Here is a 24,996-nt window from a genome sequence, read left to right on the forward strand (position 1 = left end):
GTCAGACCCCGCGCGCTTTGGCAGCGGCGCGGGCGGCACGCAGACGCTCGAAATCCTCACCGGCATGGTGCGATGAGCGCGTCAGCGGCGACGACGACACCATCAGGAAACCCTTGGCGCGCGCAATCGATTCGTAAGCCTTGAACTCTTCCGGCGTCACGAAACGATCGATGGCGGCGTGCTTGCGCGTTGGCTGCAAGTACTGGCCGATGGTGATGAAATCGATACCGGCCGAACGCATATCGTCCATGACCTGCATCACCTCTTCGCGTGTTTCGCCAAGGCCGACCATAATGCCGGACTTGGTGAATTGTTGCGGATCGCGTTCCTTCACGCGCTCCAGCAAACGTAAGCTATGGAAATAGCGCGCACCAGGACGGATTTTCAGATAGTTGCGCGGCACGGTTTCCAGATTGTGGTTGAACACATCGGGCTTGGCGTCGATGACAATCTCAGCCGCGCCTTCCTTGCGCAGAAAATCGGGCGTCAGGATTTCGATGGTCGTCTGCGGCGATTGGGCGCGGATCTGGCGGATGACTTCGGCGAAATGTTCAGCGCCGCCGTCTTTCAGGTCGTCGCGGTCCACCGAGGTGATGACGACGTGCGCCAGCTTCATCAGAGCCACGGTTTCGCCGACGCGCCTCGGCTCATCGGCGTCAAGCGCTTCCGGCAGGCCGGTCTTGACATTGCAGAAGGCGCAGGCGCGCGTGCAGGTGTCGCCCATGATCATGATGGTGGCGTGGTTCTTCGACCAGCATTCGCCGATATTCGGGCAGGCCGCCTCTTCGCACACCGTCACCAGCTTGGCGTCACGCACGATCTTCTGCGTTTCGGCATAGCCCGACGAACCGGGTGCCTTGACGCGCAGCCAGTCGGGTTTTTTGAGGATCGGCGAATCGGGGCGATTCTGCTTTTCGGGGTGACGCAGTTCGCGGGCGCCTGACTCGGCGAGACGATTGATAACGGTGGGCATGATACAGACTTGTCGACCGGCACAAGGTTGCCAAGGCCTAATTGGTCTTTTTGCGCGGTAATATCAAGTCACATTACGCTACTGTTTCTGTGCGAATGTCATGGCCGCGTTATGGAATCTCGCCTAAACTCGCCGGATGCGCAATCCTTACCTCTTGCCATCCATTCTCATTCTGACCCTGACCTTAAGTCTTGGCATGGCGGGCTGTTCGCGCCAGAAAGGCGGGCATGACCGCCAGCCGGGACAGGCGTTTCTGGCCAGCCGCATACCCTCCGGTCTGGCCCCGCAATATTACCCGCCCGAAGGCTTTGTCTGGGATGGCTACCGCGCCGATGGCCTGCCCGAAGCGCGTTATGGCGTGGCCTCGCCCCCGGTCAATCCTCATGCTCAGGTGCTGATCCTGGCCGATGCCGATTATCCGGCGGAGGTCTATTTCGAACTGGCGCGGCAATTGCTGGCCGCGGGCTATGGCGTATGGATTTTGGAGCCGCCGGGTCAGGGTGGCGCGGGCCACTATCTGTTGCAGGGCAAGGCCATCTATGCGCCCAACGACCACGATGCCGAGGCTGTGGCGGCGGGCCTGATCCGCGACCTGATCCATCCCTCGCCCGACAAGCCGTTGTTTGTCGTCGGCAGCGGCTATAGCGCCATCACCGCCCTGTCGCTGTCCACCCTGCTGAAGGACAGGGCCTATGCCGGTTTTGTGGCCTTCAATCCCTATCTCGGCGGCGGGATCGCGCCCGGTACGCTGTGGCACCGTGACCAGCCCTTGCCCGGCTATTGGGGCGGGATCGCCCAAAGCTGGCAGATGGAGAATCCCGATCTTCGCTTGCGTATCAAAAGTGATCCGTGGCGCAAGCAGATGGCCGGGGCCTATGCCGGTGTCACCAGCCTGCATCTGCCGGTGGTCGCCTTGCGCCAGCACGGCGCGCCGGTGCGCCTGTTCGAGCCGAAAACAGCCGTTACATCGGCCCTGAATGCCGCCTCGGCCCTGTGCGCCCATGTGCCGCGCTGCAAGCTGGCCACCAGCGCCGGGGAACAGGCCTTCGGCGGCGAACTGACGGCTTTTCTCGATACTCAGACGTCACCCGCGCCTTAGGACAGACGAGCATAGCCCTGAACCGCCCTTAAAAGCGGCTTTCCTCAAGAAATTCACCACGGATAGACACGGACGGTCGCAAGCGGCCACACGGATAAGAGCAGATTTCTGACCTTATCCGTGTGACGGCCACAGGTCGTCATCCGTGTCTATCCGTGGTCCAACTTTCTGAAGACCTTCCATTCTAATCGGCCGAATCGAGATCGGGATAATTGGCCAGCAGGGCGCGGGTTACGCCAGCGCGCAGGGCGTCCGACGTTTGCGGCTTTTGCGCGCGGTAATCGGCCATGATCGCCGCCGCCGGGCGTCTGGCCACGGCATCGACAAAGTTTTTGCCGTCCGGAAAGACGTGCTGCATCTGCACGCTGAGAAACAGATCGCCATAGAGATCGGCGGGCGTCGGCGATGGCGCTTCGGCAAGGGCGGGCAGCGCGAACGCCAGAGACAGAGCCAGAGACAGGGCGAGTATGAGCGGTTTGAGTTTGATGCGCCAATCATAACCGGCCCTGGCGCGCGGCGCACCCGGTCTCACGGGATCGTCATCTTCGCCTTTGACGCGCCCGGCGCTTCGTCTATGATCGTGGAAAATCCATGATCGCAGAGAGCAGGAAGCGCATGAAGCGCGAATTACGGGCTGAAGATTATAATGTATCGTTATTCGAAGCCCTGAGCGCGGCGCAGAAGCGCTTCGGATCGGGCAAGATCATTATCGAGGATCAGGATCGCAAGCCGCTGTCCTATGGCCTGTTCCTGACCGGCGTTTTTGCTTTGTCCCGTCTGCTGAAGCGTCATCTCGGCGATGAACCGCGCATCGGCATGATGTTACCGACCTCGGCCGGAGCGGCTGTGTCGTTTTATGCCCTGCACGCGCTTGGCCGCACGCCGGTGATGATCAATTTCACCGCCGGACAGGCCAATATCCGCGCCGCCGCCCAGACCGCCCAGCTCAAGACCGTGCTGACCTCGCGCCGCTTCGTCGAGCAGGGCAAGCTGGAGGATCTGATCGAAGCGATGCGCGGCTATGTCCGCATCATCTATCTCGACGACATCCGCAAGGAGGTGGGGCTGGCCGACAAGCTTTTCGGCGTCATCGCCTCGAAAGCGCCCGCCCTGTTCGCCAAAAAGATGAGGCCGCACGATACCGGCGTCATCCTGTTTACCTCCGGCAGTTTCGGCAGCCCGCGCGGCGTGGTGCTGACACAGTCCAATCTGGTCGCCAATACGCGCCAGATCGAGGCCCATATCGCGCTTAAGCCGGAATGGGTCATTTTCAATCCCCTGCCCATCTTCCATTCGCTCGGCCTGACCGGCGGCATCGTCCTGCCGCTGCTGGCGGGCTTGCGCAGTTTTCAGTATCCGTCGCCGCTGCACGTCAAGCAGATCCCCGACCTACTGCGCGAATCAAAAGCATCGCTGTTGTTTTCGACCGACACCTTCCTCAATCAATATGCGCGCTCCGGCCAGCCGGAAGATTTCCAGTCGCTGGAATTCATCGTCTGCGGCGCGGAGAAAGTGCGCGACGAAACGCATAATCTTTTCGCCACGCAATTCGACGGCATACCCATTCTCGAAGGCTATGGCGTCACCGAATGCTCGCCCGTGGTGGCGGTCAACTATCCCGACAACAACCATTTCGGCACGGTAGGCCGCCTGCTGCCCGGCATCGAAGCGCGGCTGGAGCCAGTGGACGGTATTCCGGTCGGTGGACGGCTGTGGGTGAAGGGGCCGAATGTCATGGCGGGCTATATCAATATCGACAGCCCCTATGTGCTCGAAAAACCGAAGGACGGCTGGCACGATACCGGCGACATCGTGCATATCGACGGAGAAGGCTTTGTGCGTATTCTGGGCCGCGCCAAGCGCTTCGCCAAGATCGCCGGTGAGATGATCTCGCTCACCGCCGTCGAGCGCATCGCCGAAGAGGTCTGGCCCGAAAATCGTCACGCTGTCATCGCCGTTTCGGACGCGAAAAAAGGCGAACGGCTCGTGCTGGTCACCGACAACAGGGACGCCGATTCCACACGTCTGGCGAACTGGGCCAAGGCCAATGGCACCCCTGCCCTGGCCATTCCGAAGACGATCGTCAAGGTCGATACTGTGCCGGTTCTGGGCTCCGGCAAAACCGACTATGTCACCCTGCAAAAGCTGGCGGAACTGAAAACGCCTGCCGCCTGATAGCCGGTAAAGAACTCGCCGTCAGTCAGAATTTGACGGCTTTTTTATATTTAACAATATCATTAAATATTGCCCTTATCGTTAAACTTTCGAGACATCGGGAATTTTATGATATAAAATACTCATCTTATTCAACATGATAATAATTCCGTTTTTATAGAAATAACTATCGCCTTCACGGAGACACGGCGGCCATGACGGTTACACTCGATCAGACACTGGCGGCTCTGGCCGATCCAAACCGGCGGCAGGTGATCGAAATCCTGTGCGCCCAGCCCCTGCCAGCGGGTGAACTGGCGCGACGCATCGGCCTGTCGCCCGCCGCCCTCAGCCGTCATCTGCGGGTACTGAAAACGCTTGGCATGATCAGCGAAGTGCCGCTCCATACCGATGCGCGCGTACGGGTTTACGGCCTGCGACCGCAGCCCATGGCCGACCTGAAAGTCTGGCTCGGTCATACCGAAACCCTGTGGACGCGACAGGTTGAACGATTCAAAAGCGATGCCTGACCTTGCCCTCTGACCTGGCCCCTGCGTCCGGTCGCCGCACTTGACAGATGGTCGCAGGCCCGTTACCCGGCCATCATGACCCGCCGCACGACCGCGGCTGCATTTATGCCCGCTCAGGAAGTTCGCTTCTGGGCGCTGGTCGTCGTGGCCCTGGCCCTGTTCACGCAGGTGCTGTTTCCGCCGCAGGTCATGGCGGTTGAATCGGAGAGCGGCCAGCGCCTCGTCCTGTGTTCGTCAGGCATTGACAGCCAGCCGATTGTTGAGCCAGGTCTGGCGAAAATTCTCAATATCGATACGCACAAAAAGGGCCTGCAAGGCCTGAAATGCGCCGATTGCGTGCTGGCGTCTCTGACGGCGATCCAGACGCCGGTTCAGACCTATGTGCCTGCCGTTTACCGCGTCGAACACATTGCCTTCTGCCCGCTGCAACGCACCTCGCCCGTCAAGGCCCGTGCCCCGCCGCGTCCCTATTCCTGCGGGCCACCGTCACAGATTTAAGCTGAACGTCACGCCGCGCCCGCGTTTTACGCTGGCGCGCCTTCATGCTTATTCCTGACCAACGGACTCTCTCCATGACAACCCGCTTTCTTTTGCTGGCGCTCGCCAGTTCCGCCTCCCTGCCCGCCATCATGGCCTCCGTCGCCCAGGCCGACACGCCCACCAAAATCGTGGTGACCGGCCAGCGCCGCGCGCCCAATGTGCCGACCACGACCGAAGGCGTCACCGCCGAAGCGCTCGGCAAGGCGGTCAATGTCGTCACCCCCGAAGACACGCTGCGCTACGTGCCCAATGTGCTGATCCGTCAGCGCCATATCGGCGATACGCAAGCCCCCATCACCACGCGCACCTCCGGCGTCGGCGGTTCGGCGCGCAGCCTGATCTATGTCGATGGCATCCTGATCTCGGCCCTGATCGGCAATAACAACACCTCGGCCTCGCCGAAATGGGGCCTGATCGCACCGGAAGCCGTCAGCCGCGTCGATGTGCTGTATGGCCCGTTTTCCGCCGCCTATGCCGGTAATTCGATGGGCAGCGTCATCGAATTCACCACGCGGATGCCATCAAAGCTGGAAGGCACGCTGGAGGTGCAGGGCGGTTCGCAGGCTTTCAAAAAATATGGCGACGACGACAGTTACGGTACGGGCCGCATCGCCGGCAGCATCGGTGACCGCGCCGACCGCTTTGCCTGGCGGCTCAGCTATAATCACCTCGACACCAACGCCCAGCCCCTGACCTATGTGACGGCGGCTTCCGCGCCGGCAGGCACGACCGGCGCCTATGCCGACGCCAATCGCACCCGCGTGCCGGTGGAGGTGCTGGGCTCCGGCGGGCTGGAGCACCAGATTCAGGACAATCTGTCGGGCCGCCTGACCTATGACCTGACCCCCACCCTGACCGCGGCCTACACGTTTGGCGTCTTTAAAAATAACGATGATGCCACGGTCAATACCTATTTGCGCGATGCCAATAATGCCCCGGTCTATACCAGCGCCTTTTCCAAAGGCGTCTATCATCTCGATGAAACCCAGATCGCGCAAGCGCTGTCCCTGACCTCACATACCGGCGGCGTCTTCGATTACAGCCTGACGGCCTCGACCTTCGATTACCAGAAAAGCCATCAGCGCACACCGACCGCCGTCCTGCCCGCAGGCTTTACCGGCGGCCCCGGCACCGGTGCCTGGCTGGACGGTACGGGCTGGTACACGCTCGACGCCAAGGGCACATGGCGGCCCAATGCCGCCCATATCGTCACTTTCGGCGCGCATCAGGACGCCTTCAAGCTCAATAATCCGCAATACAGGCTGTCGGACTGGATCGACGGCGCACCCGGCACGGTCAACAGTTCGAGCGCGGGCCGCACACAGACCCAAGCCCTGTGGGTGCAGGATGCGCTCACGATCACCCCGCGCCTGAAACTCACGAGCGGTATCCGTTTCGAACATTGGCGCGCCTTTGACGGCGTCAACTATTCGGCCTCCCCGGCGCTCGATGTCCGTCAGCCCGACCTGCAACGCGACGCCGTCTCGCCCAAGCTGGTTCTGGCCTATAACCCGACGCCCGACTGGATGCTGAAGGCCTCCATCGGCGCGGCCTCACGCTTCCCGACCGTCACCGAACTGTACCAGACAGTGACGACGGGTGCTGTCCTGTCGGTGCCCAATCCGAACCTGCGGCCGGAACGCGCCGTCTCTTCGGAACTGTCGGCGGAGCGCCAGTGGGACAGTGGCAGCGCGCGCGTCTCGCTGTTCAACGAAACGATTGCCAATGCTCTGATTTCGCAGAGCGCGCCGCTCGTGGCCGGATCGTCCACCCTCTATAGCTATGTGCAGAATATCGACCGTACCCGCGCCACCGGCATTGAACTGGTAGCCGATCAGCAGGATGTGCTGATCAAGGGGCTGCAACTCTCCGGCTGGGTCACCTATGTCGATGCGAAAATCGACAAGGACACGGCCTATGCACCCGCGGTGGGCAAAAACCTGCCGCAACTGCCGAAACTGCGCGGGGCGCTGGTGGCCACCTACAGCCCGACACCCAAGCTCGACCTCACCCTGGCAGCGCGCTACAGCGACCGCAGCTTCGGCACGATCGACAATTCCGACACCTATGCCAATACCTATACCGGTTTCAGCGGCTATTTCGTCATGGACGCCCATGTCCGTTATAAGATCAACCCGCATCTGTCGGCTGAGATCGGCGTCGATAACCTCAATAACCGGTCGTATTTCCTTTACCACCCCTTCACCCAGCGCACGATCATCGCCGGGCTGAAATACAGTTACTAGAGCGTTTTCCCAAAAAGTGGATGCCACTTTTTGGATAAGAAAGAGCGATAAAACAAAGAATTAGGGGATGTCATGAAAGAACAGGCCGCGCATTTTATTCGCCTCAGCCGCAGGCTGATTGATTACCGCATGATCTGGCGGTGGCACTTCTATGCCGGCCTGTTCTGCATACCCTTTATCGTCGTTCTCTGCCTCACCGGCCCGATCTACCTGTTCAAACCGCAGATTGAGGCGGCGATAGATGCGAAATACGATCATCTGGCCTTTTCAGGCGCGCCTGCCTCAGCGCAGAGTCAGGTGGCGGCAGCCCTAAAGGCGGTGCCAGGATCGACCTTTGCCGCCATCGAGGTGCGCCCCGACCTCCATGACGCGGCGCGCATCACCGTGGTGCGGCACGCCGAGAAAATCCGCGTCTATGTCCATCCGAAAACTTTGCAGATATTGAAACAGGTGCCTGAAAACGCGCGCTTTATCGAGATTGTGAAAGATATTCACGGTGAGCTGTTCGCGGGCCGCTTTGGCCAGATCATCGTCGAACTGGCCGCCTCATGGGCCATTGTCATGATCCTGACCGGCCTTTATCTGGGCTGGCCGCGCGATCTTAAGGGCGTGGCCGGACTTTTGTATCCGCGCCTCAAACTGGGCAAACGCATCTTCTGGCGCGACATCCACGCCGTCACCGGCCTTTATATATCGATGCTGGTGCTGTTCTTGCTGCTGAGCGGTTTGCCGTGGACCTATGTGTGGGGCAGCGAATTGAAAGCCATCCGCAATATGGGCCATCCCGCCGCCGCCGCGGGCTGGAGCCTTGGCCGCGCCGATGAGAAAAAGACCTTGCAGGCCGAGCGTTTCGTAGCGCCGGACATGTCGCGTCTCGATAATCTTCTCGATATGTCGCGCGGACTCGATATAGCCGCACCGGCGATTCTCAGTCCGCCGGACAAGGGCGGCCATCTCTGGAAACTGTCGTCGGACAATGGCAATCGCCCGCAGCGCGTCACCATGATGATCGACCCCGCCATGCTGGAGGTCATCAGCCGCAGCGATTTCCGCAACAAGCCGCTGATCGACAGGATCATAGGGGTCACCACGGCGGCGCACGAAGGCCAGTTGTTCGGCCCGTTCAATCAGGCGCTGGGTGTTATCACCGCGCTGGGCCTGCTGACCCTGTGCGCCAGCGCCATGATCATGTGGTGGCAGAGGCGACCCGAAGGCAGGCTGGGCGCGCCCATGCTCATGCCCGAACAGAAACTGGGGCCGGGTCTGGCCGTGATCATCATCGCTCTGGGCATTTTTCTGCCGGTTTTCGGCATCAGCCTGATCGTGATCGGCCTGCTGGAATGGGGAGCCCTGCGCCACATTCCGCAAGCCCGTCAATGGCTTGGCCTGAAGGTCACCGCATCAGTGTGAGTGGTGCATGTGGCCTTCCTTTTCCTGCCGGGCCGTCTTGCCGTGGCGCTCCTTGGACGTGGTGTGGGCGTAAGCGCGCCTGTTGTCGGGCTTGCTTTCCTGATTGGTCGTGCCGGATTCGTGCATACCAATGGCCACGGCCTGCTTGCGGCTTTTGACCTTTTTGCCGGTGCCGGTTTCCAGTTCGCCATGCTTGTACTCGTGCATGACGCGCTCCATCGTATCCTTTTGGCCGGAAGATTCCTTAGGCATATGATCGCTCCTGTGAATGGCCCCACCCCGCCATGAACGCCCATTCACCGTAAAATCGCCATGCGAAAAAGCCGCCCCGCTGATAACGGGACGGCTTTTAAAGTTTGTTTGCAAACGGCAAGTTTACAGATTGATCATCCGGCCATCGGCGTCGAGCGACGCTTCGAGGATGGCTTCCGACATGGTGGGGTGCGGGAACACCGTACCTTGCAGGTCTTCTTCGGTGGCTTCCATCGTAATGGCCAGACAGAAACCCTGGATCATTTCGGTGACATTGGCACCGATCATGTGCGCGCCCAGCAGAGCGCCCGTCTTCTTGTCGAAGATGACCTTGACGAAACCGCCCGATTCACCGGCGGCAATCGCCTTGCCATTGGCCTTGAACGGGAAGCGGCCGATCTTGACATCAAGCCCCTTCTCCTTCGCGCCCTGTTCGGTGATGCCGACCGAAGCCACTTCCGGCGTGGCGTAGGTGCAGCCCGGAATCGGCGGATTGAGGTTGCTCAGTTTCTTGCCCGCCATATAATCGACGGCGTGGATCGCTTCGTGTGACGCCTTGTGCGCCAGCCAGGGCGGGCCAGCACAATCGCCGATGGCATAGAGCCCCTTCACATTGGTCTTGCCGTGGCTGTCGTTTTTGACGTGGCCGCGATCCATCTCAACGCCAAGCTTATCAAGGCCGATGCCGTCCGTATTGGCGACGATGCCGACCGCAACGATGCAGCCTTCGGCGGTCAGAACCTCGGTCTTGCCGTTCAGTTCCACCGAAACTGAGACGCTGTCCTTGCTCTTTTCGACCTTGGTGACCTTGGCCCCAACGCGGAACTTCAGGCCACGCTTCTCGAACGCCTTGTGCGCCTCAGCCGAGACTTCCTTGTCTTCCACCGGCAGGATGCGGTCGAGCGCCTCGATAACCGTAACATCGGCACCGAGCGAACGGTAGAAGCTGGCAAACTCGATGCCGATAGCGCCCGAACCGATCACGACCAGCGATTTCGGCATACGGTTGGGTGTCAGGGCGTTGCGATAGGTCCAAATACGGTCGCCATCGGAAACCGCGCCAATGGCCGGGATTTCACGCGCCCGTGCCCCGACCGCCAGCATGACGTTTTTCGCCTCAACCACCTGTTCGCCGCCCTTATTGAGCTTGACGGTGACCTTGGGCGCGGGTGCATCTTTTGGGCCCGGCGACAGGGTGGCGAAGCCCTCGATCACGTCGATCTTGTTCTTCTTCATCAGATAGCCGACGCCGCCATTGAGCTGCTTGGCCACGGCGCGCGAACGCGCCACCACTTTTTCAAAGTCAAAGCTGGGCTTTTCGCCGCTCAGGCCGTAATCGCCGAGATGGTTGATCTTATCGAACACCTCCGCCGATTTGAGCAGGGCCTTGGTGGGGATACAGCCCCAGTTCAGGCAGATGCCGCCGAGCAATTCGCGCTCGACAATGGCGACCTTCATGCCGTTTTGCGCGGCGCGGATAGCGCCTTCGTAACCGCCAGGGCCCGAACCGATCACAACGAGATCATAAGTCATGTTGAATCAGCTCCTTAAGCCAACATTTTAATAGGGTCTTCGATCAACGGCTTGAAAGCGCTGATAAATTTGGCGCCAATGGAGCCATCGACCACGCGGTGATCGCAGGTCAGGGTCACTGACATGACGGTGGCCACGGCCAGTTGACCGCCCTTGACCACGGCGCGCGGTTCACCCGCCCCCACCGACATGATGCAGCCCTGCGGCTCATTCAGGATCGAGGTGAAGGTCTTGATGCCGAACATGCCGAGATTGGACACCGAGAAGGTGCCGCCCTGGAATTCTTCCGGCTTCAGCTTGCGGTCACGCGCGCGTTGCGCCAAATCCTTCATCTCGGTCGAGATTTCGGCCAGAGATTTGCTTTCCGCCTTGCGCACGATCGGGGTGATCAGGCCGCCATCAATGGCCACGGCCACGGCGATGTCGGCATGGTGGTGCATGGCAATGCCTTCGGGCGTGTAGGAGGCGTTCGCTTCCGGCACGGCCTTGAGCGCCAGGGCTACCGCCTTGATGATCATGTCATTGACCGACACTTTCACGCCGCGCGATTCGAGCGCCGTATTGATCTTCGAGCGCGCCGCCAGCAGGCTGTCGAGTTCGATGTCAACGGTCAGCGGGAAGTGGGGGATGTCGCGGAACGATTCGGTCATGCGGCGGGCAATGACCTTGCGCATCCCGTCGAGCGGCACGAGATCGTAGGAACCGGCGGGAATACCCATCTGTTCCAGCGATTGCACCTTACGCGGTTCAGCAGCGCCCGCAACCGCCGGGGCGGCCTTTGTGCCACCCGAAGCCATACTGGCCTCGATGTCGCGCTTGATAATGCGGCCATGCGGGCCGGTGCCCTTGATCGACTTGAGGTCAAGCTTGTTGATCTCGGCCAGACGGCGGGCCAGAGGCGAAGCAGCGACGCGCGCACCGGAGGCAGCGGCGGGCGCAGTCGATGCCGAAGCCACCACAGGCGCGGCCTTGGCCTCGGCTTCCTTCTTGGGTTCGGCGGTCGCTTCGGCGACGGCCTTGGGGGCTGGCGCAGGCGCGGCCCCGCCCTCACCCCTCAGGCGGGCGATGGGCGCATTAACCTTCACGCCCTCAGTGCCGGCGGGGACGAGGATTTCCTCGATCACGCCTTCATCAACGGCCTCGACCTCCATCGTGGCCTTGTCGGTTTCGATCTCGGCAATCACGTCACCAGCATTGACGGTATCGCCCACCTTGACGTGCCATTTGGCGAGAATGCCCTCCTCCATCGTAGGAGACAGGGCCGGCATCAGAATATCGGTCATGCGTGCTGCTCCTTAACGGTAGGTGACGGCCTTGACGGCGGCGACGATCTTTTCGACGCTGGGCACGGTCAGGGCTTCGAGGTTGGCGGCATAGGGCATGGGCACATCTTCCTGATGGACGCGCAAGGGCGGCGCATCGAGATCGTCAAAGGCCAGTTCGGTGACCTTGGCGGCCACTTCGGCCCCGACGCCCATTGGCCCCCAGCCTTCTTCGACGGTGACAAGACGGTTGGTCTTCTTCACCGAGGCGACGATGGTGTCCATGTCGAGCGGGCGGATGGTGCGCAGATTGACCACTTCGGCGTCGATGCCTTCGGCAGCCAACAGTTCGGCGGCCTTGAGGGCGAAGCCGACCATGCGCGAATGGGCGGTGATCGTAACGTCTTTACCCTCGCGCTGGATCTTGGCCTTGCCAATCGGCAGGACGAAATCCTCAATCTGCGGCAGGTCGAATTCCAGCCCGTACATCATCTCGTGTTCGAGGAAGACGATGGGGTTGGGGTCGCGGATGGCGGCCTTCAGCAGGCCCTTGGCGTCGGCAGCGTCATAAGGCGCAATCACCTTCAGGCCCGGCACATTGGCGTACCAGGATGAGTAATCCTGGCTGTGCTGGGCGGCCACGCGGGCGGCAGCGCCGTTCGGGCCACGGAAGACGATGGACGACTTGATCTGACCGCCCGACATATAAAGCGTCTTGGCCGACGAATTGATGATGTGGTCAATCGCCTGCATAGCGAAATTGAACGTCATGAACTCGATGATGGGCTTGAGGCCCGCCATAGCCGCGCCCGCGCCGATACCGGCAAAGCCCATTTCGGTGATCGGCGTATCGATCACGCGGCGCTCGCCAAATTCCTGCAACAGATCGCGCGACACCTTATAAGCGCCCTGATACTGGGCCACTTCTTCGCCCATCAGGAACACTTTTTCATCGCGGCGCATTTCTTCGGCCATCGCATCGCGCAGGGCGTCGCGCACCGTGATTTTCACGGTCGGCGTGCCTTCAGGGATATCGGGGTCAGATTGCGGCTTGGAGACCGGCGCAGCAGCGGCGGGCGCAGGCGCGGCTTCGGACTTGGCTTCAGGCGCGGCGGCTGCCGGTGCCGAAGCTGGCGCAGACGCACCGCCTTCGAGACGGGCAATCGGCGTATTGACCTTGACGCCTTCGGTGCCGGCCTCGACGAGGATGGCCTCGACCTTGCCTTCATCGACGGCTTCGACTTCCATCGTCGCCTTGTCGGTTTCGATTTCGGCGATCACCTGACCGGCAGAGACTTCATCACCTGCCTTGATCAGCCATTTGGAAAGTGTGCCTTCCTCCATCGTCGGGGAAAGCGCGGGCATAAGAATATCGGTCATGGAATGTGCGCCCTGAATTAAGCTTCGAGATAAACGTCGGTGTACAGTTCGGACGGATCGGGTTCCGGGCTCGTCTGTGCGAACTCAACCGCCGCCATCACGATGGTTTTGATCTCGTTATCGAGCGTCTTGATCTCGTCTTCGGACACGCCTGCCTGTTGCAGCATGGTCTTGATGTGGTCGATCGGGTCGCGCGTCGTCTTGACCTCGTCCACCTCTTCCTTGGAACGGTATTTCGCCGGATCGGACATCGAGTGGCCGCGATAGCGATAGGTTTTCATCTCAAGGATATAGGGGCCCTTGCCGGAGCGGGCGTGTTCGGCGGCCTTTTCGGCGGCGGCCTTGACGGCGAAGACATCCATGCCATCGACCGTTTCGCCCGGAATGCCGAACGAAGCGCCGCGTTCGGCCAGATTGACCGTGGCCGAGGCGCGGGCCAGCGACGTGCCCATCGCGTATTCGTTGTTTTCGATCACATACACGACCGGCAGCTTCCAGAGCTGGGCCATGTTGAAGCTTTCATAGACCTGGCCCTGATTGGCCGCGCCATCGCCGAAATAGGTGAAGGAGACATTGCCGTTCTGCTTATAGTGATCGGCGAAGGCCAGGCCCGTGCCAAGCGATACCTGCGCGCCGACGATACCGTGGCCACCGAAGAAACCGGCCTCGACGTCGAACATGTGCATCGAACCGCCCTTGCCCTTCGACGAACCACCCGAACGCCCGGTCAGTTCGGCCATGACTTCCTTGGGATCCATGCCTGCGGCCAGCATGTGGCCGTGGTCGCGGTAGCCGGTAATGACCTGATCGCCTTTTTTGGCGGCGGCATACATGCCAACAGCGACGGCTTCCTGACCGATATAGAGGTGGCAGAAACCACCGATCAGTCCCATGCCGTAGAGCTGTCCGGCGCGTTCCTCGAAGCGACGGATCTGCACCATTTCGCGGTAATAATGCAGCAAATCTTCTTTCGAGACATTGCGTCGGGCGTTGTCGCCGGTCTTCCCGCCTTGCGGGCTGGCCTTTGTATCGGTCTGGGCGGCACGCGCCATGGACACCTCCTACAGTAGAACATTACACGGCCCTCATTGAATAAGAAGGCCTGAATTTCATGCGCGCTGATGCGCGCTTATTACGGAATCGCTGTGCGCATTTGCGCACATGCCAGCGAAGGCTGCTTTCCTTTAGGAGAGGAGCGCCTTCGCGTAAAGGGCTAAAGACAGGTCAGGAACCGGCGTTTGGCGCCGCCGGCAGGCGAATGACATAGGCGTTGGGCTCGGCAAGCCCCAGCAGGACGCGCGCGCGCTCCTGTAACAAATCTTTAGAAAGATGGTCTATGCGCAGATATTTAGCACGCGCTTCAAGATCCGTACGCTCCGCCGTCAGGTTTGCAAGCTGCTGCTCCTTGACAACAAGCTCACGATCACGTTGTTCCTGAGAAAAAAATCCTTTATTGCCAGTCAAATACTGAACACATACATAGGACAGAACAAGCGTTATTAAGGCGGTGGGAATATAAGGCCTCAACCTGAAAAACACGACTTAAAGACCCTTCTGTAACGATGCAATCCCGAACCCGATTTTGCCGCCCGCGCAGTTAACATAGTGTTACTGAACATGTCGGAGAGCGCGAAAGAATTTATCGAAACAATCCGTCGTTTCAGCCGCTGCATCACGCCGTTTTTATCTTTATTGTCAAAAAGTGAGCAAGTCCATCGCATCTCCCTATGCGCGTCGTCAAAATGATAACGCTAACAAAGGAATGCGCTGCTTTCCGGCGGCCATCCTGAGTCGTGTTTCAGAAAAGGCGGCTCTTCACCTTGGCGGCCGCCACGAAGCTGGAAAACAGCGGATGCGGCGCAAACGGACGGCTCTTCAGTTCCGGGTGGTACTGCACACCGATAAACCACGGATGATCATCGCGTTCGACGATTTCCGGCAACAGGCCATCAGGCGACATGCCGGAGAATTTCAGGCCCACCGTTTCCAGCCGCGCGATATAGTCACGATTGACTTCATAGCGGTGGCGATGGCGTTCGTTAATATCGGTTGTGCCGTAGATTTCGGCCACTTTCGAACCCTCTCGCAGGCGCGCATCGAAGGCACCGAGCCGCATGGTACCGCCTAAGTTCCCACCCGCCGCGCGCTGGGTCAGTTCGTTGCCGCTCAGCCATTCGGTCATCAGCCCTACAACCGGTTCGGAGGTGTGGCCAAACTCGGTGGAGGAAGCCTCCTTGATTTCGGCCATGTGGCGCGCCGCTTCCAGCACCGCCATCTGCATACCGAAGCAGATGCCGAAATAGGGAATCTCATGTTCACGGGCGAAACGCGCCGCGTCGATCTTACCCTGTGCGCCGCGCTCGCCGAAACCGCCCGGCACGAGAATAGCGTGGACGTTTTCGAGGCGCTGACGCACCAGATCGGGCTCGCCTTCAAACGTTTCCGATTCAACCCAGTCGATATTGACGCGGACATTATTAGCCATGCCACCATGATACAGCGCCTCGATCAGCGACTTGTAGGCGTCCTTGAGCACCGTGTATTTGCCGACGATGGCAATCGATACTTCGCCGTCGGGATACTGGTAGCGCTGGGTAATGTCTTTCCACATCGACAGGTCGGGTTCGGGCGCGTCCTCGATGCCAAAAACGCTCAGCACTTCCGTATCCAGACCCTGCCGGTGGTAATCGAGCGGCACGGCATAGATGTTTTCTGAATCCATCGCCTGTATGACGGCGGTTTCGCGCACATTACAGAACAGCCCGATCTTGCGGCGTTCTTCAGGCGGTATCTCCTGCTCGCAGCGGCACAGCAGGATGTCGGGCTGGATGCCGATCGAGCGCAGTTCCTTAACCGAGTGCTGGGTCGGCTTGGTCTTCATCTCGCCGGCGGTCTTGACGAAGGGCAGCAGGGTCAGGTGGATGAAGCAGGCCTGACGGCGCGGCAGTTCCTGACCGAGTTGGCGGATGGCCTCGAAAAAGGGCAGACCCTCGATGTCGCCGACCGTGCCGCCGATTTCGACAAGGATAAAATCGGCGTCGCCCTGATCGGACACGACGAACGACTTGATCTGGTCGGTGACGTGCGGCACCACCTGCACGGTGGCGCCCAGATAATCGCCGCGCCGTTCTTTTTCGATGATGTTGGAATAGATGCGGCCGGTGGTAATATTGTCGGTCTTGCGCGCATTGACGCCGGTAAAGCGCTCATAGTGGCCGAGGTCGAGATCGGTTTCGGCACCATCGTCGGTGACGAAAACCTCGCCGTGCTGATAGGGGCTCATCGTGCCGGGATCGACGTTCAGATAAGGGTCGAGCTTGCGCAGGCGCACCTTGAAGCCACGCGCCTGAAGCAGGGCTCCCAGCGCCGCCGAAGCCAACCCCTTGCCGAGCGAGGACACCACCCCGCCAGTGATAAAGACAAAACGCGCCATATCCGATGTCATCCTGGAATGAGCTAGACTAATATCAAAAGCAACCCATGAGGTACACTAACCTCATGGGCTGAAATAAACGGAATTTCAAACTGCGCTTAGCGCGCGGCGGAAGAACTGGCGGCGGACGATGCCGGGGCCTTCGACGCATTAGCCGTATGAGCGGCGCTGGACGAAGATTCCCAGATCGCATTCTTGGCGGCTTCAACCTGCTTTTGTGAAGACTTGACCTGCGGCAAAACAACCGGCGGCGGCAGGGCGCTCAGCCCGCCCGTGACCGGCTTCGACGCAGGCTGGTTGGCGGCTTGCGGCTGCACCGGTGCGCCGGTCGGCAGGTCGTTCAGCGACGGCATGGAGGCGCTGGAAGAGGCCGCTGCGGCCGCTTGCGGCGCGGTGGAGGGTGTCAGGGTCAGGCCGGACGTATCGACCTGATCGACCGCCGAGCTGACGCGGTTATGTATATTGCCAACAATGGTGAGGCCAATGCAGTTGGCGAAGAACAGAAAGGCCAGAATGCCGGTGGCGCGGGTCAGCAGATTACCGGCACCGCGCGCCGACATGAAACCGCCGCCACCGCCGCCCATGCCCAGCGCTCCGCCTTCGGATTGCTGGATAAGAATCAAGCCACCCATGGCGAGGCAGATGATGATCTGGGCAGTGAGCAGGATACCAAAAAGCATGTCAGGTCTTTATATTGCATTCAAAAGTCGCTCGCCCTTAGCATCCCTCATGGCGCTTGGCCATAGGTGATGTGAAGGGGCATTACAGATTTATGGCGCGGGCAGAGGTTTGCAACCAGCCCGAAAAAGAAATTTACGCTCAGTCCGTAGCTGCCACGATCGGCATGAAGGTCTCGACGGTCAGCGAAGCCCCGCCGATCAGGGCGCCATTGATTCCCTCCAGCGACAGGAGATGGCGCGCATTCGACGGATTGACCGAACCGCCATACAGAATATGGCCAACAAAGCCGTTGCCGAATCGCTGGTCGAGATGCTGGTGGATGATGGCGATCGCCTCGCGGATCTGGTCATCTGAGGCCGCAAGCCCGGTGCCGATGGCCCAGACAGGCTCGTAGGAGACGTGAAAACTGGCGTCTTTCAGTTCATCGGGCAGGCTGTCGCTCAGTTGGCGGCGCAACACCTGCGCCGTCAGCCCGGCCTGACGCTGGTCGAGGGTTTCACCGATACAGATGATCGGCTCGATACCGGCGCGCAGGGCGGCGCGCGCTTTGCGCGCCACCAGAGCACAGGGTTCGAGATGACCGTGGCGGCGCTCGCTGTGACCCAGTATGACCATGCTGGCCCCGGAATCCTTCAGCATGGCCGCGGAAATATCGCCCGTATAGGGGCCGAAATCGGCATGGTGGCAATCCTGCCCGCCAAGCCGGACGCCGGTTCCGGCCAGGGCTTCGGCCATCAGGGGCAAGAGGGTGACCGGCGGAAAAAGGGCGATAACGCCATTGGCATGTTTGCGGCTTTGCGCAGCTATGGTTTGCGCCACCGGAAGCGCGGCTTTTGTACCGTTCATCTTCCAGTTGGCGGCAATCAGATGTGTTTGTGGCATTAAACGTCTTTTTTTTTGTGGTTTCTTTTATCCGGGCCGCGAATGCGCGAACCCTTGATGAGCATAGACTGCGGCCCGGTTTGAGGCCAAGCGGAAAAAGCCAATAAAAGCTTGAAAGCAACAAATTCCCTTTGTAACAGCCTTATTCGTGCCGTAAGACACGGCCACATAGCGACGCGATACGGCCATTATAGCTTCAGGGACTTGAAGACACCCGATGATCAGCCTTTTCAGAGATTTCACCAAATCATGGGTATTCACCGCCATCATGGCGCTGCTGATCCTGTCCTTCGCGGTGTTCGGCCTGCGCGACGTTTTCGGTTCGGCCAATACCGACTATGTGGTGACGGCGGGCTCGCGCCACGTAACGAGCGACGATTTCAAAGCCAGAATCGATCAGTACAAGGCGCAATATGCACAGAAAAACAACGGTCAGACCTTTACGAATCAGGAATTCGTGACCTCCGGCAGCTATTTGCAGGCGCTCGACAGCATTGCCGACGAAACGGCCTTTTCCGCCTGGCTCGACAAGCTGAACATCAAGGCCACGCCGAAGATGATCGTGGCGCAACTGGCCAAGATCCCGGCCTTCTTCAATTCGGTGACCGGCCGCTTCGACAAGGACACCTATCGTCAGCGTCTGGCCGAAAACCAGATGACCCAGCAGCAGTTCGAAAGCAATATGGCCGACGAACTGGCCGTACAGCAATATACACATGCGGCTTTGGGCGGACTGCACGCGCCGCGCATCCTGTCAGCCGTCGAGGCTGCCTATGAGGAACAGTCGCGCGATGTCCGCGTCTTCACCCTGTCGCCCAATAATGTCGCCCATCCTGCTCCGCCTACCGATGCGCAGATCGCCGACTATTACAAGGCGCACCTTCAGCAATTGCAATTGCCGGAATTGCGCACGGCTTCGGTGATCCGTTTCTCGGCCAGCGATTACGAAAAGTCGGTGCCGGTCACCGATGCCGACCTGCAAAAGCTGTACAACCAGGAACTGCCGACGCTGAAAACCCCCGAAACCCGCTCTTTCGTCGAAATCACCGCGCCGGATGAAGCCGCCGCCAAGGCGATTTCCGCTGACCTGAAGGCTGGCAAGTCGCCGGATGACGCCGCCAAGGCGCACAAGGGCAATGTGATCAGCTTTGACAACAAGACGCAGGACGATGTGCCCGACGCCGCCATCGCCGCCAGCGCCTTTGGCATGGCGTCCGGCGATGTGTCTGGCGCGCTCAAGGGCAGCCTCGGCTATGCCGTCGTCAAGATGGGCGACATCAAGCCCGGCACCACGCCTTCATTTGAAAGCCTGCGCGCCAAGCTGACCGATGATTATCGCAAGAGCGCCGCCGCCGATAAGGTCAATGATCTCGTCCACAAGTTCCAGGACGCCCATGACGCCGGTGATGATTTCAAAACCAGCGCCGCCAAGCTGGGCCTGACCATCACCCAGCTTCAGCCGATGACCGCTCAGGGCAAGACCGGCAATCCGCAGGTCGATTATTCGCCATATACCGACCTGGTGAAGGACGTGTATGACCTGTCCGCCGTCGGTGCCACCTCGGATGTCGAGCGCATGAGCGATGGCGAATATTTCGCCCTCAGGCTCGATGCGATCAAGCCTGCCGGCCCGCCGCCGCTCGCCGAGGTCAAGAACGATCTGGCGCGCTATTACATGATGGAAAAGATGGGTGACGCCGTGAAAGCCAAGGCTGACGAAGCCAAGGCGCGCCTCGACAAGGGCGAAGATTTCGCCAAGGTGGCCGCCGCCTATAATGCCCCGATCCAGACCCTGACCGCGCTCGACCGCAACAAGGCGCAGCAGGCCAAACTGCCCGATGCTATGGCCAACAGCATTTTTCTGGGTCAGGCTGGCGATACGTTCGAAGCCGCCGCCGACACATCCGGTCTTGCCTATGCCATCGGCCATATCGACGCCGTGCATCAGGCCGATCCGAAAACCGCCAATATACTGGCGGCCTCGGCCAGTGATCAGATGTCGCAGATGATCGCGCGCGATCTGGCCGGGATCACGCAATCGACGGCGCGCACCCTGGTCAAGACCAAGACCTATCCGTTGGCCGCCATCAAGGCGCTGGGCGTGACACCGCCCGCCACCACCAAGGATGGCGCGAAGGATAAGGGCGCTGATAAGGACAAGTCGTGATTTCCATGACCATGAGCGTTTCTGATAATGTCGGTGGCGCGTCGCAAAGCGCCTTTCTGGAAGCCTATGCAGCGGGTAAGCCCGGCCTGGTGTGGCGTCGCCTGATCGATGATCTCGAAACGCCCGTTTCGGCCTATCTGAAGCTGTCGCAGAACCGCCCGTTCAGCTTTTTGTTTGAATCGGTGGAAGGCGGTGCCTTGTCGGGCCGTTATTCGATCCTCACCCTGTCACCCGATCTGGTGTGGCGCTGTTTCGGCGAACGGGCCGAGATCGCGCGCGGTTCGGCGGTCGAAACCGCCGACTACAGCCCCGAATCTCTGCCGACGCTCCAATCGCTGCGCGCGCTCGTGGCGACCAACCGGATGGAGATTCCCGAAGGCCTGCCGCCGATGGTGTCGGGCCTGTTCGGTGTGTTCGGCTATGACATGATCCGCCTGACCGAACCCCTGGGCGCGGCCAATCCCGATCCGCTTGACCTGCCCGACGCCGTGATGGTGCGGCCCACCGTGGTGTGCGTCTTCGATAATGTAGCGCACGAAATCCTGTTGGCCAGCCCGGTCTGGCCCGATGAAAAGTCCGCTCAGGCGGCCTATGATGTAGCGCAAGGCCGTCTCGACGCGGTCGAGGCCGATCTGCGCGTACCGCTGGCCGCCCAGCCCGCAGCGCAGGATCATAGGCAGGAGCCTCTGATGTCGCCCACCTCACCGCTTGATTATGGTAGCATGGTCGAGCGCTCCAAGGCCTATATAGCGGCGGGCGATGTTTTTCAGGTGGTGCCCAGCCATCGCTTTGAGGCGCCCTACCCGCTTGATCCGTTTGCCTTTTATCGCAGTCTTCGCCGTCATAACCCTTCGCCCTATCTCTACTATCTTAATTTCGGCGACTTCCAGCTTGCGGGCTCCTCGCCGGAAATCCTGGTGCGGGTACGCGATGGCAAGCTGACCATCCGCCCGATCGCCGGCACGCGGCCACGCGGCAAGACTCCCGCCGAAGACAAGGCGCTGGAAGACGAACTGCTGGCCGATCCGAAGGAATTGTCCGAACATCTGATGCTGCTCGATCTGGGCCGCAATGATGTCGGCCGGGTCGCCAAACCGGCCACGGTGCGCGTCACCGAAAAATTCATCATCGAGCGCTACAGCCACGTCATGCACATCGTCTCGAACGTCGAAGGTGATGCGCCGGATACGCTCGATGCCGTCGATGCCCTGCTGGCCGCCCTGCCCGCCGGCACCCTGTCGGGCGCGCCCAAGGTGCGGGCGATGGAGATCATCGACGAACTGGAATCGGTCAAGCGCGGCGTCGTCTATGGCGGCGGCGTCGGCTATATTTCCAGCGCGGGTTCGGTGGACATCTGCATCGTGCTGCGCACCGCCCTGTTCAGGGATCGGATGATGTATGTCCAGGCGGGCGCGGGCGTGGTCGCCGACAGCGTGCCGCAAAAGGAATATGAGGAAACCTGCCACAAGGCGGGCGCTCTCATCCGCGCAGCACAGGATGCCTGGCGTTACAGCTATCAGAAAAACTAGCGTATAGGCTCGCTGCCCGGCGTTACCGGCTTGGCCGGATCGGCGTCAGGGAAGGCGCTGCCGGAAAGCTGAAAATCGGCGGAAACCGGCGCTGCGGCAGGTGTGATCGCGGCCTTCTTCGCAGGCATTACCAGACTGGCCAGCATGGAGGCGGCGGCGAACAGGGCCAGCACCGCCAGCAGGATCGCCAGACCTGACGGCGTGGGTTTGCGCCGCTCCAGCAGGTTTGAAGCGGCGTGAAGGCGGTCATCGAAAAGCGGGGCTGAGGAAGCAGGCATGTCGACTCGTCGGTTCGATTGGCAATGAAGATCACGCTAGGGCGATTTGGTTAACGAAATTTTGCCTGACATTAACCATAACACCGATAAATCCGCCTTCCAATGCTGCGCCCGCATCTTGCCGCTTGGAAAATCAGCCATATGTTCGTAAACAGCGCTGAATACGCATTTTAGAACGGCTCCAAGGAGCAACAGGTCATGATTCTGGTCATCGATAATTACGACAGCTTCACCTATAATCTCGTTCATTATCTGGCCGAGCTTGGCGCGGAAACGCAAGTGTATCGCAATGACGCCCTGAGCGTGCAGGACGCGCTGGCGCTGAAGCCCAGAGCCATCCTGCTGTCACCCGGCCCATGCGCGCCCGATCAGGCCGGTATCTGTCTGCCGCTCCTGCGCGCCGCGCCCGAAGACATGCCCATTCTTGGCGTCTGCCTCGGCCACCAGTCAATCGGTCAGGCCTATGGCGGTGATGTGATCCGCGCCAAAAGCCTGATGCACGGCAAGACCAGCCCGATCCATCACAATAATAAGGGCCTGTTCAGGGACATGCCCGATCCGTTCACCGCTACGCGCTATCATTCGCTGGCCGTCAAGCGTGAAACCCTGCCCGACGAACTGGAAATCACCGCCTGGACCGAAGACGGCGAGATCATGGGGCTGCAACACCGCACGCGCCCAATTCATGGCGTGCAATTCCACCCTGAATCGATCGCCACCGAGGGCGGCCACCAGTTGCTGGCCAATTTCCTCGCGCTGGCCGGTATCGAAAGCCACAATCTCTATGTCTGACGCCTTCAAACCCCTACTGGCCCGACTGGCCGACGGATCAACGCTCGATGAGGCCGACGCCGAATCGTTCTTCACTGCCTGCCTGCGTGGCGAACCAACGCCTGCACAGGTAGCGGCGGCGGTGACGGCAATAAAAATACGCGGCGAAACCGTAGGCGAAATCGCCGCCTCTGCCCGCGCCATGCGCAAGGCCGCCATCCATCTCGATCACCCTTATGATGTCATCGACGTGTGCGGTACGGGCGGCGATGGCCTGCATACACTCAATATCTCAACCGCCGTCGGTTTCGTGGCGGCGGGCGGCGGGCTGAAAGTGGCCAAGCATGGCAACCGCGCCATCACCTCGAAATCGGGCACAGCCGATGTGCTGGCGGCGCTCGGCGTCAATCTGGAAGCGACACTCGATCAGCAGCGCACGGCGCTCGATGAGGCGGGCATCTGCTTCATGTTCGCTCAGGCCCATCACGGTGCGATGCGTCATGTGTCGCCGATCCGTCAGCAGCTCGGCTTTCGCACCATCTTCAACCTGCTGGGCCCCTTGAGCAATCCGGCAGGCGCTAAGCGTCAGGTGATGGGCGTGCCGTCCTTGCGCTTTGTTGAGCCGATTGCGCAGGCGCTTGGCCAGTTGGGGGCGGTCAGGGCGTGGGCCGTGCATGGTTCGGGCCTCGATGAACTGACCACGACGGGCGAAACCGACGTGGCTGAATATCATAACGGCTTTGTGCGCCTGTTCAAAATTACACCGGAAGCCGTGGGCCTGCCGCGCGCCGCTCTGGCTGATCTGATCGGTGGCGCACCCGATCATAATGCCCGCGAACTGACTGATCTGCTCGACGGTAAAAAAAGCGCCTATCGTGACATCGTCATGCTCAATGCCGCCGCTGCCTTTCTGGTGGCCGACAAGGTCGAAACCCTGCGCGAAGGTATTGCTCTGGCAGGCGATGTGATTGATCAGGGCCGGGCGCGGGCTGCGCTGGCGGCGCTGATCCGCGCCACCCCGCCTCTGGAGACGACATGACCGATATTCTTGAACGCATCGCCAATTATAAGCGCGAAGAGGTGGCGGCGCGCCAAAAAGCTGTCACACAGGCCGATCTCGATGCTGCGATCAAAGCGGCGGATGCGCCGCGCGGCTTTGCGGCGCGTCTGGTGACCGATCAGCGTCCGGGCAGTCTGTCGCTGATTGCCGAAATCAAGAAGGCTTCGCCGTCCAAAGGTCTGATTTGTGATGATTTCGATCCGCCGTCTCTGGCGCGCGCCTACGAATCGGGCGGTGCCTCGTGTCTGTCGATCCTGACCGACGGGCCCAGCTTCATGGGCCACGAATCACACTTTCAGGCGGCGCGCGCGGCGGTGAATCTGCCCTGCATCCGCAAGGAATTTCTCGTCGATAGCTGGCAGGTGGCCGAATCACGCAGCCTCGGCGCCGATGCGATTCTGGTCATTATGGCGATGATCGACGATGCTCTGGCGGGCGATCTGATCGACGCAGCCCATGACCTCGGCATGGATGCGCTGGTCGAGGTGCATGACGCAGCGGAAATGACGCGCGCCTTGCGTTTGAAATCCAAACTGATCGGCATAAATAACCGGAATCTCAGGGATTTTCATGTCGATCTGAAGGTGACCGAAGACCTGTCGGTCATGGTCGGCAAAGAGCATATTCTGGTGGCCGAAAGCGGCATCTTTACCGCCGAGGACGTGGCGCGACTGGCCTCGACCGGGGCCACCGCCATGCTGGTCGGCGAAAGCCTGATGCGTCAGGGCGATGTGACGCAAGCCGCGAAAAAACTGCTTTCTCGCTAAAAAATTGCGGCATTAGCTTGACATTAACCGGAACACATATAGAACATTT

At 60.3% G+C, this 24,996-nt stretch carries 23 protein-coding genes; 11 read left to right on the forward strand and 12 right to left on the reverse strand.

What is annotated here, in order from left to right:
• Position 1 precedes the first annotated feature (1 nt).
• Positions 2 to 973 (reverse strand): lipoyl synthase, encoded by a 972-nt coding sequence (lipA, locus tag QB905_RS04120; RefSeq protein ID WP_282973290.1) that lies wholly within the window; start codon positions 971 to 973, stop codon positions 2 to 4.
• 154 nt (positions 974 to 1,127) lie between these two features.
• Between lipA and QB905_RS04125 the strand changes: the two genes are divergently transcribed.
• A complete protein-coding gene (locus QB905_RS04125) occupies positions 1,128 to 2,072 on the forward strand; it encodes a serine aminopeptidase domain-containing protein (protein ID WP_282973291.1) in 945 nt (314 codons plus the stop codon).
• 184 nt (positions 2,073 to 2,256) lie between these two features.
• Here the strand turns inward: QB905_RS04125 and QB905_RS04130 are convergent, their stop codons facing one another.
• Positions 2,257 to 2,604, reverse strand: coding sequence for a hypothetical protein (locus tag QB905_RS04130; protein ID WP_282973292.1), 348 nt, complete (start codon positions 2,602 to 2,604; stop codon positions 2,257 to 2,259).
• Positions 2,605 to 2,687: 83 nt separating this feature from the next.
• Here QB905_RS04130 and QB905_RS04135 point away from each other — a divergent pair, with 83 nt between their 5' ends.
• The 5 genes from QB905_RS04135 (at position 2,688) to QB905_RS04155 (ending at position 8,952) form a co-directional block, all read left to right on the forward strand.
• Positions 2,688 to 4,247, forward strand: a complete 1,560-nt coding sequence (locus QB905_RS04135) for an AMP-binding protein (RefSeq protein WP_282973293.1) — start codon at positions 2,688 to 2,690, stop codon at positions 4,245 to 4,247.
• Positions 4,248 to 4,441: 194 nt separating this feature from the next.
• Positions 4,442 to 4,756 (forward strand): ArsR/SmtB family transcription factor, encoded by a 315-nt coding sequence (locus tag QB905_RS04140; protein WP_282973294.1) that lies wholly within the window; start codon positions 4,442 to 4,444, stop codon positions 4,754 to 4,756.
• Between the two features lie 105 nt (positions 4,757 to 4,861).
• Positions 4,862 to 5,254: a hypothetical protein gene (locus QB905_RS04145; protein ID WP_282973295.1), complete on the forward strand. Its 393-nt coding sequence runs from the start codon at positions 4,862 to 4,864 to the stop codon at positions 5,252 to 5,254.
• Between the two features lie 74 nt (positions 5,255 to 5,328).
• The gene (locus tag QB905_RS04150; RefSeq protein WP_282973296.1) at positions 5,329 to 7,542 is read left to right on the forward strand and encodes a TonB-dependent receptor; all 2,214 of its coding nucleotides are present in this window, start codon (positions 5,329 to 5,331) and stop codon (positions 7,540 to 7,542) included.
• A 72-nt stretch (positions 7,543 to 7,614) separates the two neighbouring features.
• Positions 7,615 to 8,952 (forward strand): PepSY-associated TM helix domain-containing protein, encoded by a 1,338-nt coding sequence (locus tag QB905_RS04155; protein WP_282973297.1) that lies wholly within the window; start codon positions 7,615 to 7,617, stop codon positions 8,950 to 8,952.
• Here the strand turns inward: QB905_RS04155 and QB905_RS04160 are convergent.
• The 9 genes from QB905_RS04160 to tpiA all read right to left on the reverse strand — a co-directional run bounded on the left by QB905_RS04160 (position 8,944) and on the right by tpiA (position 18,375).
• Positions 8,944 to 9,204, reverse strand: a complete 261-nt coding sequence (locus QB905_RS04160; RefSeq protein ID WP_282973298.1) for a DUF6496 domain-containing protein — start codon at positions 9,202 to 9,204, stop codon at positions 8,944 to 8,946. The genes QB905_RS04155 and QB905_RS04160 overlap by 9 nt on opposite strands.
• 123 nt (positions 9,205 to 9,327) lie before the next feature.
• Positions 9,328 to 10,737 (reverse strand): dihydrolipoyl dehydrogenase, encoded by a 1,410-nt coding sequence (gene lpdA / locus QB905_RS04165; RefSeq protein WP_282973299.1) that lies wholly within the window; start codon positions 10,735 to 10,737, stop codon positions 9,328 to 9,330.
• A 14-nt stretch (positions 10,738 to 10,751) separates the two neighbouring features.
• Positions 10,752 to 12,020 (reverse strand): pyruvate dehydrogenase complex dihydrolipoamide acetyltransferase, encoded by a 1,269-nt coding sequence (locus QB905_RS04170; RefSeq protein WP_282973300.1) that lies wholly within the window; start codon positions 12,018 to 12,020, stop codon positions 10,752 to 10,754.
• A gap of 12 nt (positions 12,021 to 12,032) precedes the next feature.
• Entirely contained in the window at positions 12,033 to 13,379 is a 1,347-nt protein-coding gene (locus QB905_RS04175) for a pyruvate dehydrogenase complex E1 component subunit beta (protein ID WP_282973301.1), read from the reverse strand.
• 17 nt (positions 13,380 to 13,396) lie between these two features.
• The gene (gene pdhA, locus QB905_RS04180; protein ID WP_282973302.1) at positions 13,397 to 14,431 is read right to left on the reverse strand and encodes a pyruvate dehydrogenase (acetyl-transferring) E1 component subunit alpha; all 1,035 of its coding nucleotides are present in this window, start codon (positions 14,429 to 14,431) and stop codon (positions 13,397 to 13,399) included.
• Between the two features lie 172 nt (positions 14,432 to 14,603).
• Entirely contained in the window at positions 14,604 to 14,918 is a 315-nt protein-coding gene (locus QB905_RS04185) for an FtsB family cell division protein (RefSeq protein WP_282973303.1), read from the reverse strand.
• Between the two features lie 259 nt (positions 14,919 to 15,177).
• The gene (locus QB905_RS04190; RefSeq protein WP_282973304.1) at positions 15,178 to 16,812 is read right to left on the reverse strand and encodes a CTP synthase; all 1,635 of its coding nucleotides are present in this window, start codon (positions 16,810 to 16,812) and stop codon (positions 15,178 to 15,180) included.
• A gap of 98 nt (positions 16,813 to 16,910) precedes the next feature.
• A complete protein-coding gene (gene secG / locus QB905_RS04195) occupies positions 16,911 to 17,492 on the reverse strand; it encodes a preprotein translocase subunit SecG (RefSeq protein WP_282973305.1) in 582 nt (193 codons plus the stop codon).
• Between the two features lie 139 nt (positions 17,493 to 17,631).
• Positions 17,632 to 18,375, reverse strand: coding sequence for a triose-phosphate isomerase (tpiA, locus tag QB905_RS04200; protein WP_282973306.1), 744 nt, complete (start codon positions 18,373 to 18,375; stop codon positions 17,632 to 17,634).
• A gap of 217 nt (positions 18,376 to 18,592) precedes the next feature.
• Here tpiA and QB905_RS04205 point away from each other — a divergent pair, with 217 nt between their 5' ends.
• Positions 18,593 to 20,542, forward strand: a complete 1,950-nt coding sequence (locus QB905_RS04205) for a peptidylprolyl isomerase (protein WP_282973307.1) — start codon at positions 18,593 to 18,595, stop codon at positions 20,540 to 20,542.
• 5 nt (positions 20,543 to 20,547) lie between these two features.
• Complete coding sequence (trpE, locus tag QB905_RS04210; protein WP_461781795.1) at positions 20,548 to 22,071, forward strand: anthranilate synthase component I; 1,524 nt, start codon at positions 20,548 to 20,550, stop codon at positions 22,069 to 22,071.
• On the opposite strand, the gene QB905_RS04215 is transcribed toward trpE, so the two are convergent.
• Positions 22,068 to 22,349 carry a hypothetical protein gene (locus QB905_RS04215; RefSeq protein WP_282973308.1) on the reverse strand — a complete coding sequence of 94 codons (282 nt, stop codon included), beginning with the start codon at positions 22,347 to 22,349 and terminating at the stop codon, positions 22,068 to 22,070. The genes trpE and QB905_RS04215 overlap by 4 nt on opposite strands.
• A 198-nt stretch (positions 22,350 to 22,547) precedes the next feature.
• On the opposite strand from QB905_RS04215, the gene QB905_RS04220 reads away from it, so the two are divergent.
• From QB905_RS04220 to trpC, 3 genes are read left to right on the forward strand one after another with little or no spacing between them, the layout of a single operon-like run.
• A complete protein-coding gene (locus tag QB905_RS04220) occupies positions 22,548 to 23,141 on the forward strand; it encodes an anthranilate synthase component II (RefSeq protein ID WP_282973309.1) in 594 nt (197 codons plus the stop codon).
• Positions 23,134 to 24,159, forward strand: a complete 1,026-nt coding sequence (gene trpD, locus QB905_RS04225) for an anthranilate phosphoribosyltransferase (protein ID WP_282973310.1) — start codon at positions 23,134 to 23,136, stop codon at positions 24,157 to 24,159. Before QB905_RS04220 ends, trpD begins: the two co-directional genes overlap by 8 nt.
• On the forward strand, positions 24,156 to 24,947 hold the full coding sequence (trpC, locus tag QB905_RS04230) for an indole-3-glycerol phosphate synthase TrpC (protein WP_282973311.1): 792 nt from the start codon (positions 24,156 to 24,158) through the stop codon (positions 24,945 to 24,947). Before trpD ends, trpC begins: the two co-directional genes overlap by 4 nt.
• The last annotated feature ends 49 nt before the right edge of the window (positions 24,948 to 24,996 follow it).

It is taken from the genome of Asticcacaulis sp. EMRT-3, from assembly GCF_030027245.1.
In the GTDB taxonomy this organism is placed as follows: Bacteria; Pseudomonadota; Alphaproteobacteria; order Caulobacterales; family Caulobacteraceae; genus Asticcacaulis.

What these genes read in the sequence shown, in the direction of transcription:
- QB905_RS04170 (WP_282973300.1), bottom strand. Translation starts at nt 12,020, where the DNA reads ATGACCGATATTCTGATGCCGGCCCTGTCTCCTACGATGGAGGAGGGC.
- QB905_RS04190 (WP_282973304.1), bottom strand. Translation starts at nt 16,812, where the DNA reads ATGGCGCGTTTTGTCTTTATCACTGGCGGGGTGGTGTCCTCGCTCGGC.
- QB905_RS04220 (WP_282973309.1), top strand. Translation starts at nt 22,548, where the DNA reads ATGATTCTGGTCATCGATAATTACGACAGCTTCACCTATAATCTCGTT.
- QB905_RS04155 (WP_282973297.1), top strand. Translation starts at nt 7,615, where the DNA reads ATGAAAGAACAGGCCGCGCATTTTATTCGCCTCAGCCGCAGGCTGATT.
- lipA (WP_282973290.1), bottom strand. Translation starts at nt 973, where the DNA reads ATGCCCACCGTTATCAATCGTCTCGCCGAGTCAGGCGCCCGCGAACTG.
- QB905_RS04140 (WP_282973294.1), top strand. Translation starts at nt 4,442, where the DNA reads ATGACGGTTACACTCGATCAGACACTGGCGGCTCTGGCCGATCCAAAC.
- lpdA (WP_282973299.1), bottom strand. Translation starts at nt 10,737, where the DNA reads ATGACTTATGATCTCGTTGTGATCGGTTCGGGCCCTGGCGGTTACGAA.
- trpD (WP_282973310.1), top strand. Translation starts at nt 23,134, where the DNA reads ATGTCTGACGCCTTCAAACCCCTACTGGCCCGACTGGCCGACGGATCA.
- pdhA (WP_282973302.1), bottom strand. Translation starts at nt 14,431, where the DNA reads ATGGCGCGTGCCGCCCAGACCGATACAAAGGCCAGCCCGCAAGGCGGG.
- secG (WP_282973305.1), bottom strand. Translation starts at nt 17,492, where the DNA reads ATGCTTTTTGGTATCCTGCTCACTGCCCAGATCATCATCTGCCTCGCC.
- QB905_RS04150 (WP_282973296.1), top strand. Translation starts at nt 5,329, where the DNA reads ATGACAACCCGCTTTCTTTTGCTGGCGCTCGCCAGTTCCGCCTCCCTG.
- QB905_RS04145 (WP_282973295.1), top strand. Translation starts at nt 4,862, where the DNA reads ATGCCCGCTCAGGAAGTTCGCTTCTGGGCGCTGGTCGTCGTGGCCCTG.
- QB905_RS04215 (WP_282973308.1), bottom strand. Translation starts at nt 22,349, where the DNA reads ATGCCTGCTTCCTCAGCCCCGCTTTTCGATGACCGCCTTCACGCCGCT.
- QB905_RS04205 (WP_282973307.1), top strand. Translation starts at nt 18,593, where the DNA reads ATGATCAGCCTTTTCAGAGATTTCACCAAATCATGGGTATTCACCGCC.
- QB905_RS04135 (WP_282973293.1), top strand. Translation starts at nt 2,688, where the DNA reads ATGAAGCGCGAATTACGGGCTGAAGATTATAATGTATCGTTATTCGAA.
- trpE (WP_461781795.1), top strand. Translation starts at nt 20,548, where the DNA reads ATGACCATGAGCGTTTCTGATAATGTCGGTGGCGCGTCGCAAAGCGCC.
- QB905_RS04160 (WP_282973298.1), bottom strand. Translation starts at nt 9,204, where the DNA reads ATGCCTAAGGAATCTTCCGGCCAAAAGGATACGATGGAGCGCGTCATG.
- trpC (WP_282973311.1), top strand. Translation starts at nt 24,156, where the DNA reads ATGACCGATATTCTTGAACGCATCGCCAATTATAAGCGCGAAGAGGTG.
- tpiA (WP_282973306.1), bottom strand. Translation starts at nt 18,375, where the DNA reads ATGCCACAAACACATCTGATTGCCGCCAACTGGAAGATGAACGGTACA.
- QB905_RS04175 (WP_282973301.1), bottom strand. Translation starts at nt 13,379, where the DNA reads ATGACCGATATTCTTATGCCCGCGCTTTCCCCGACGATGGAGGAAGGC.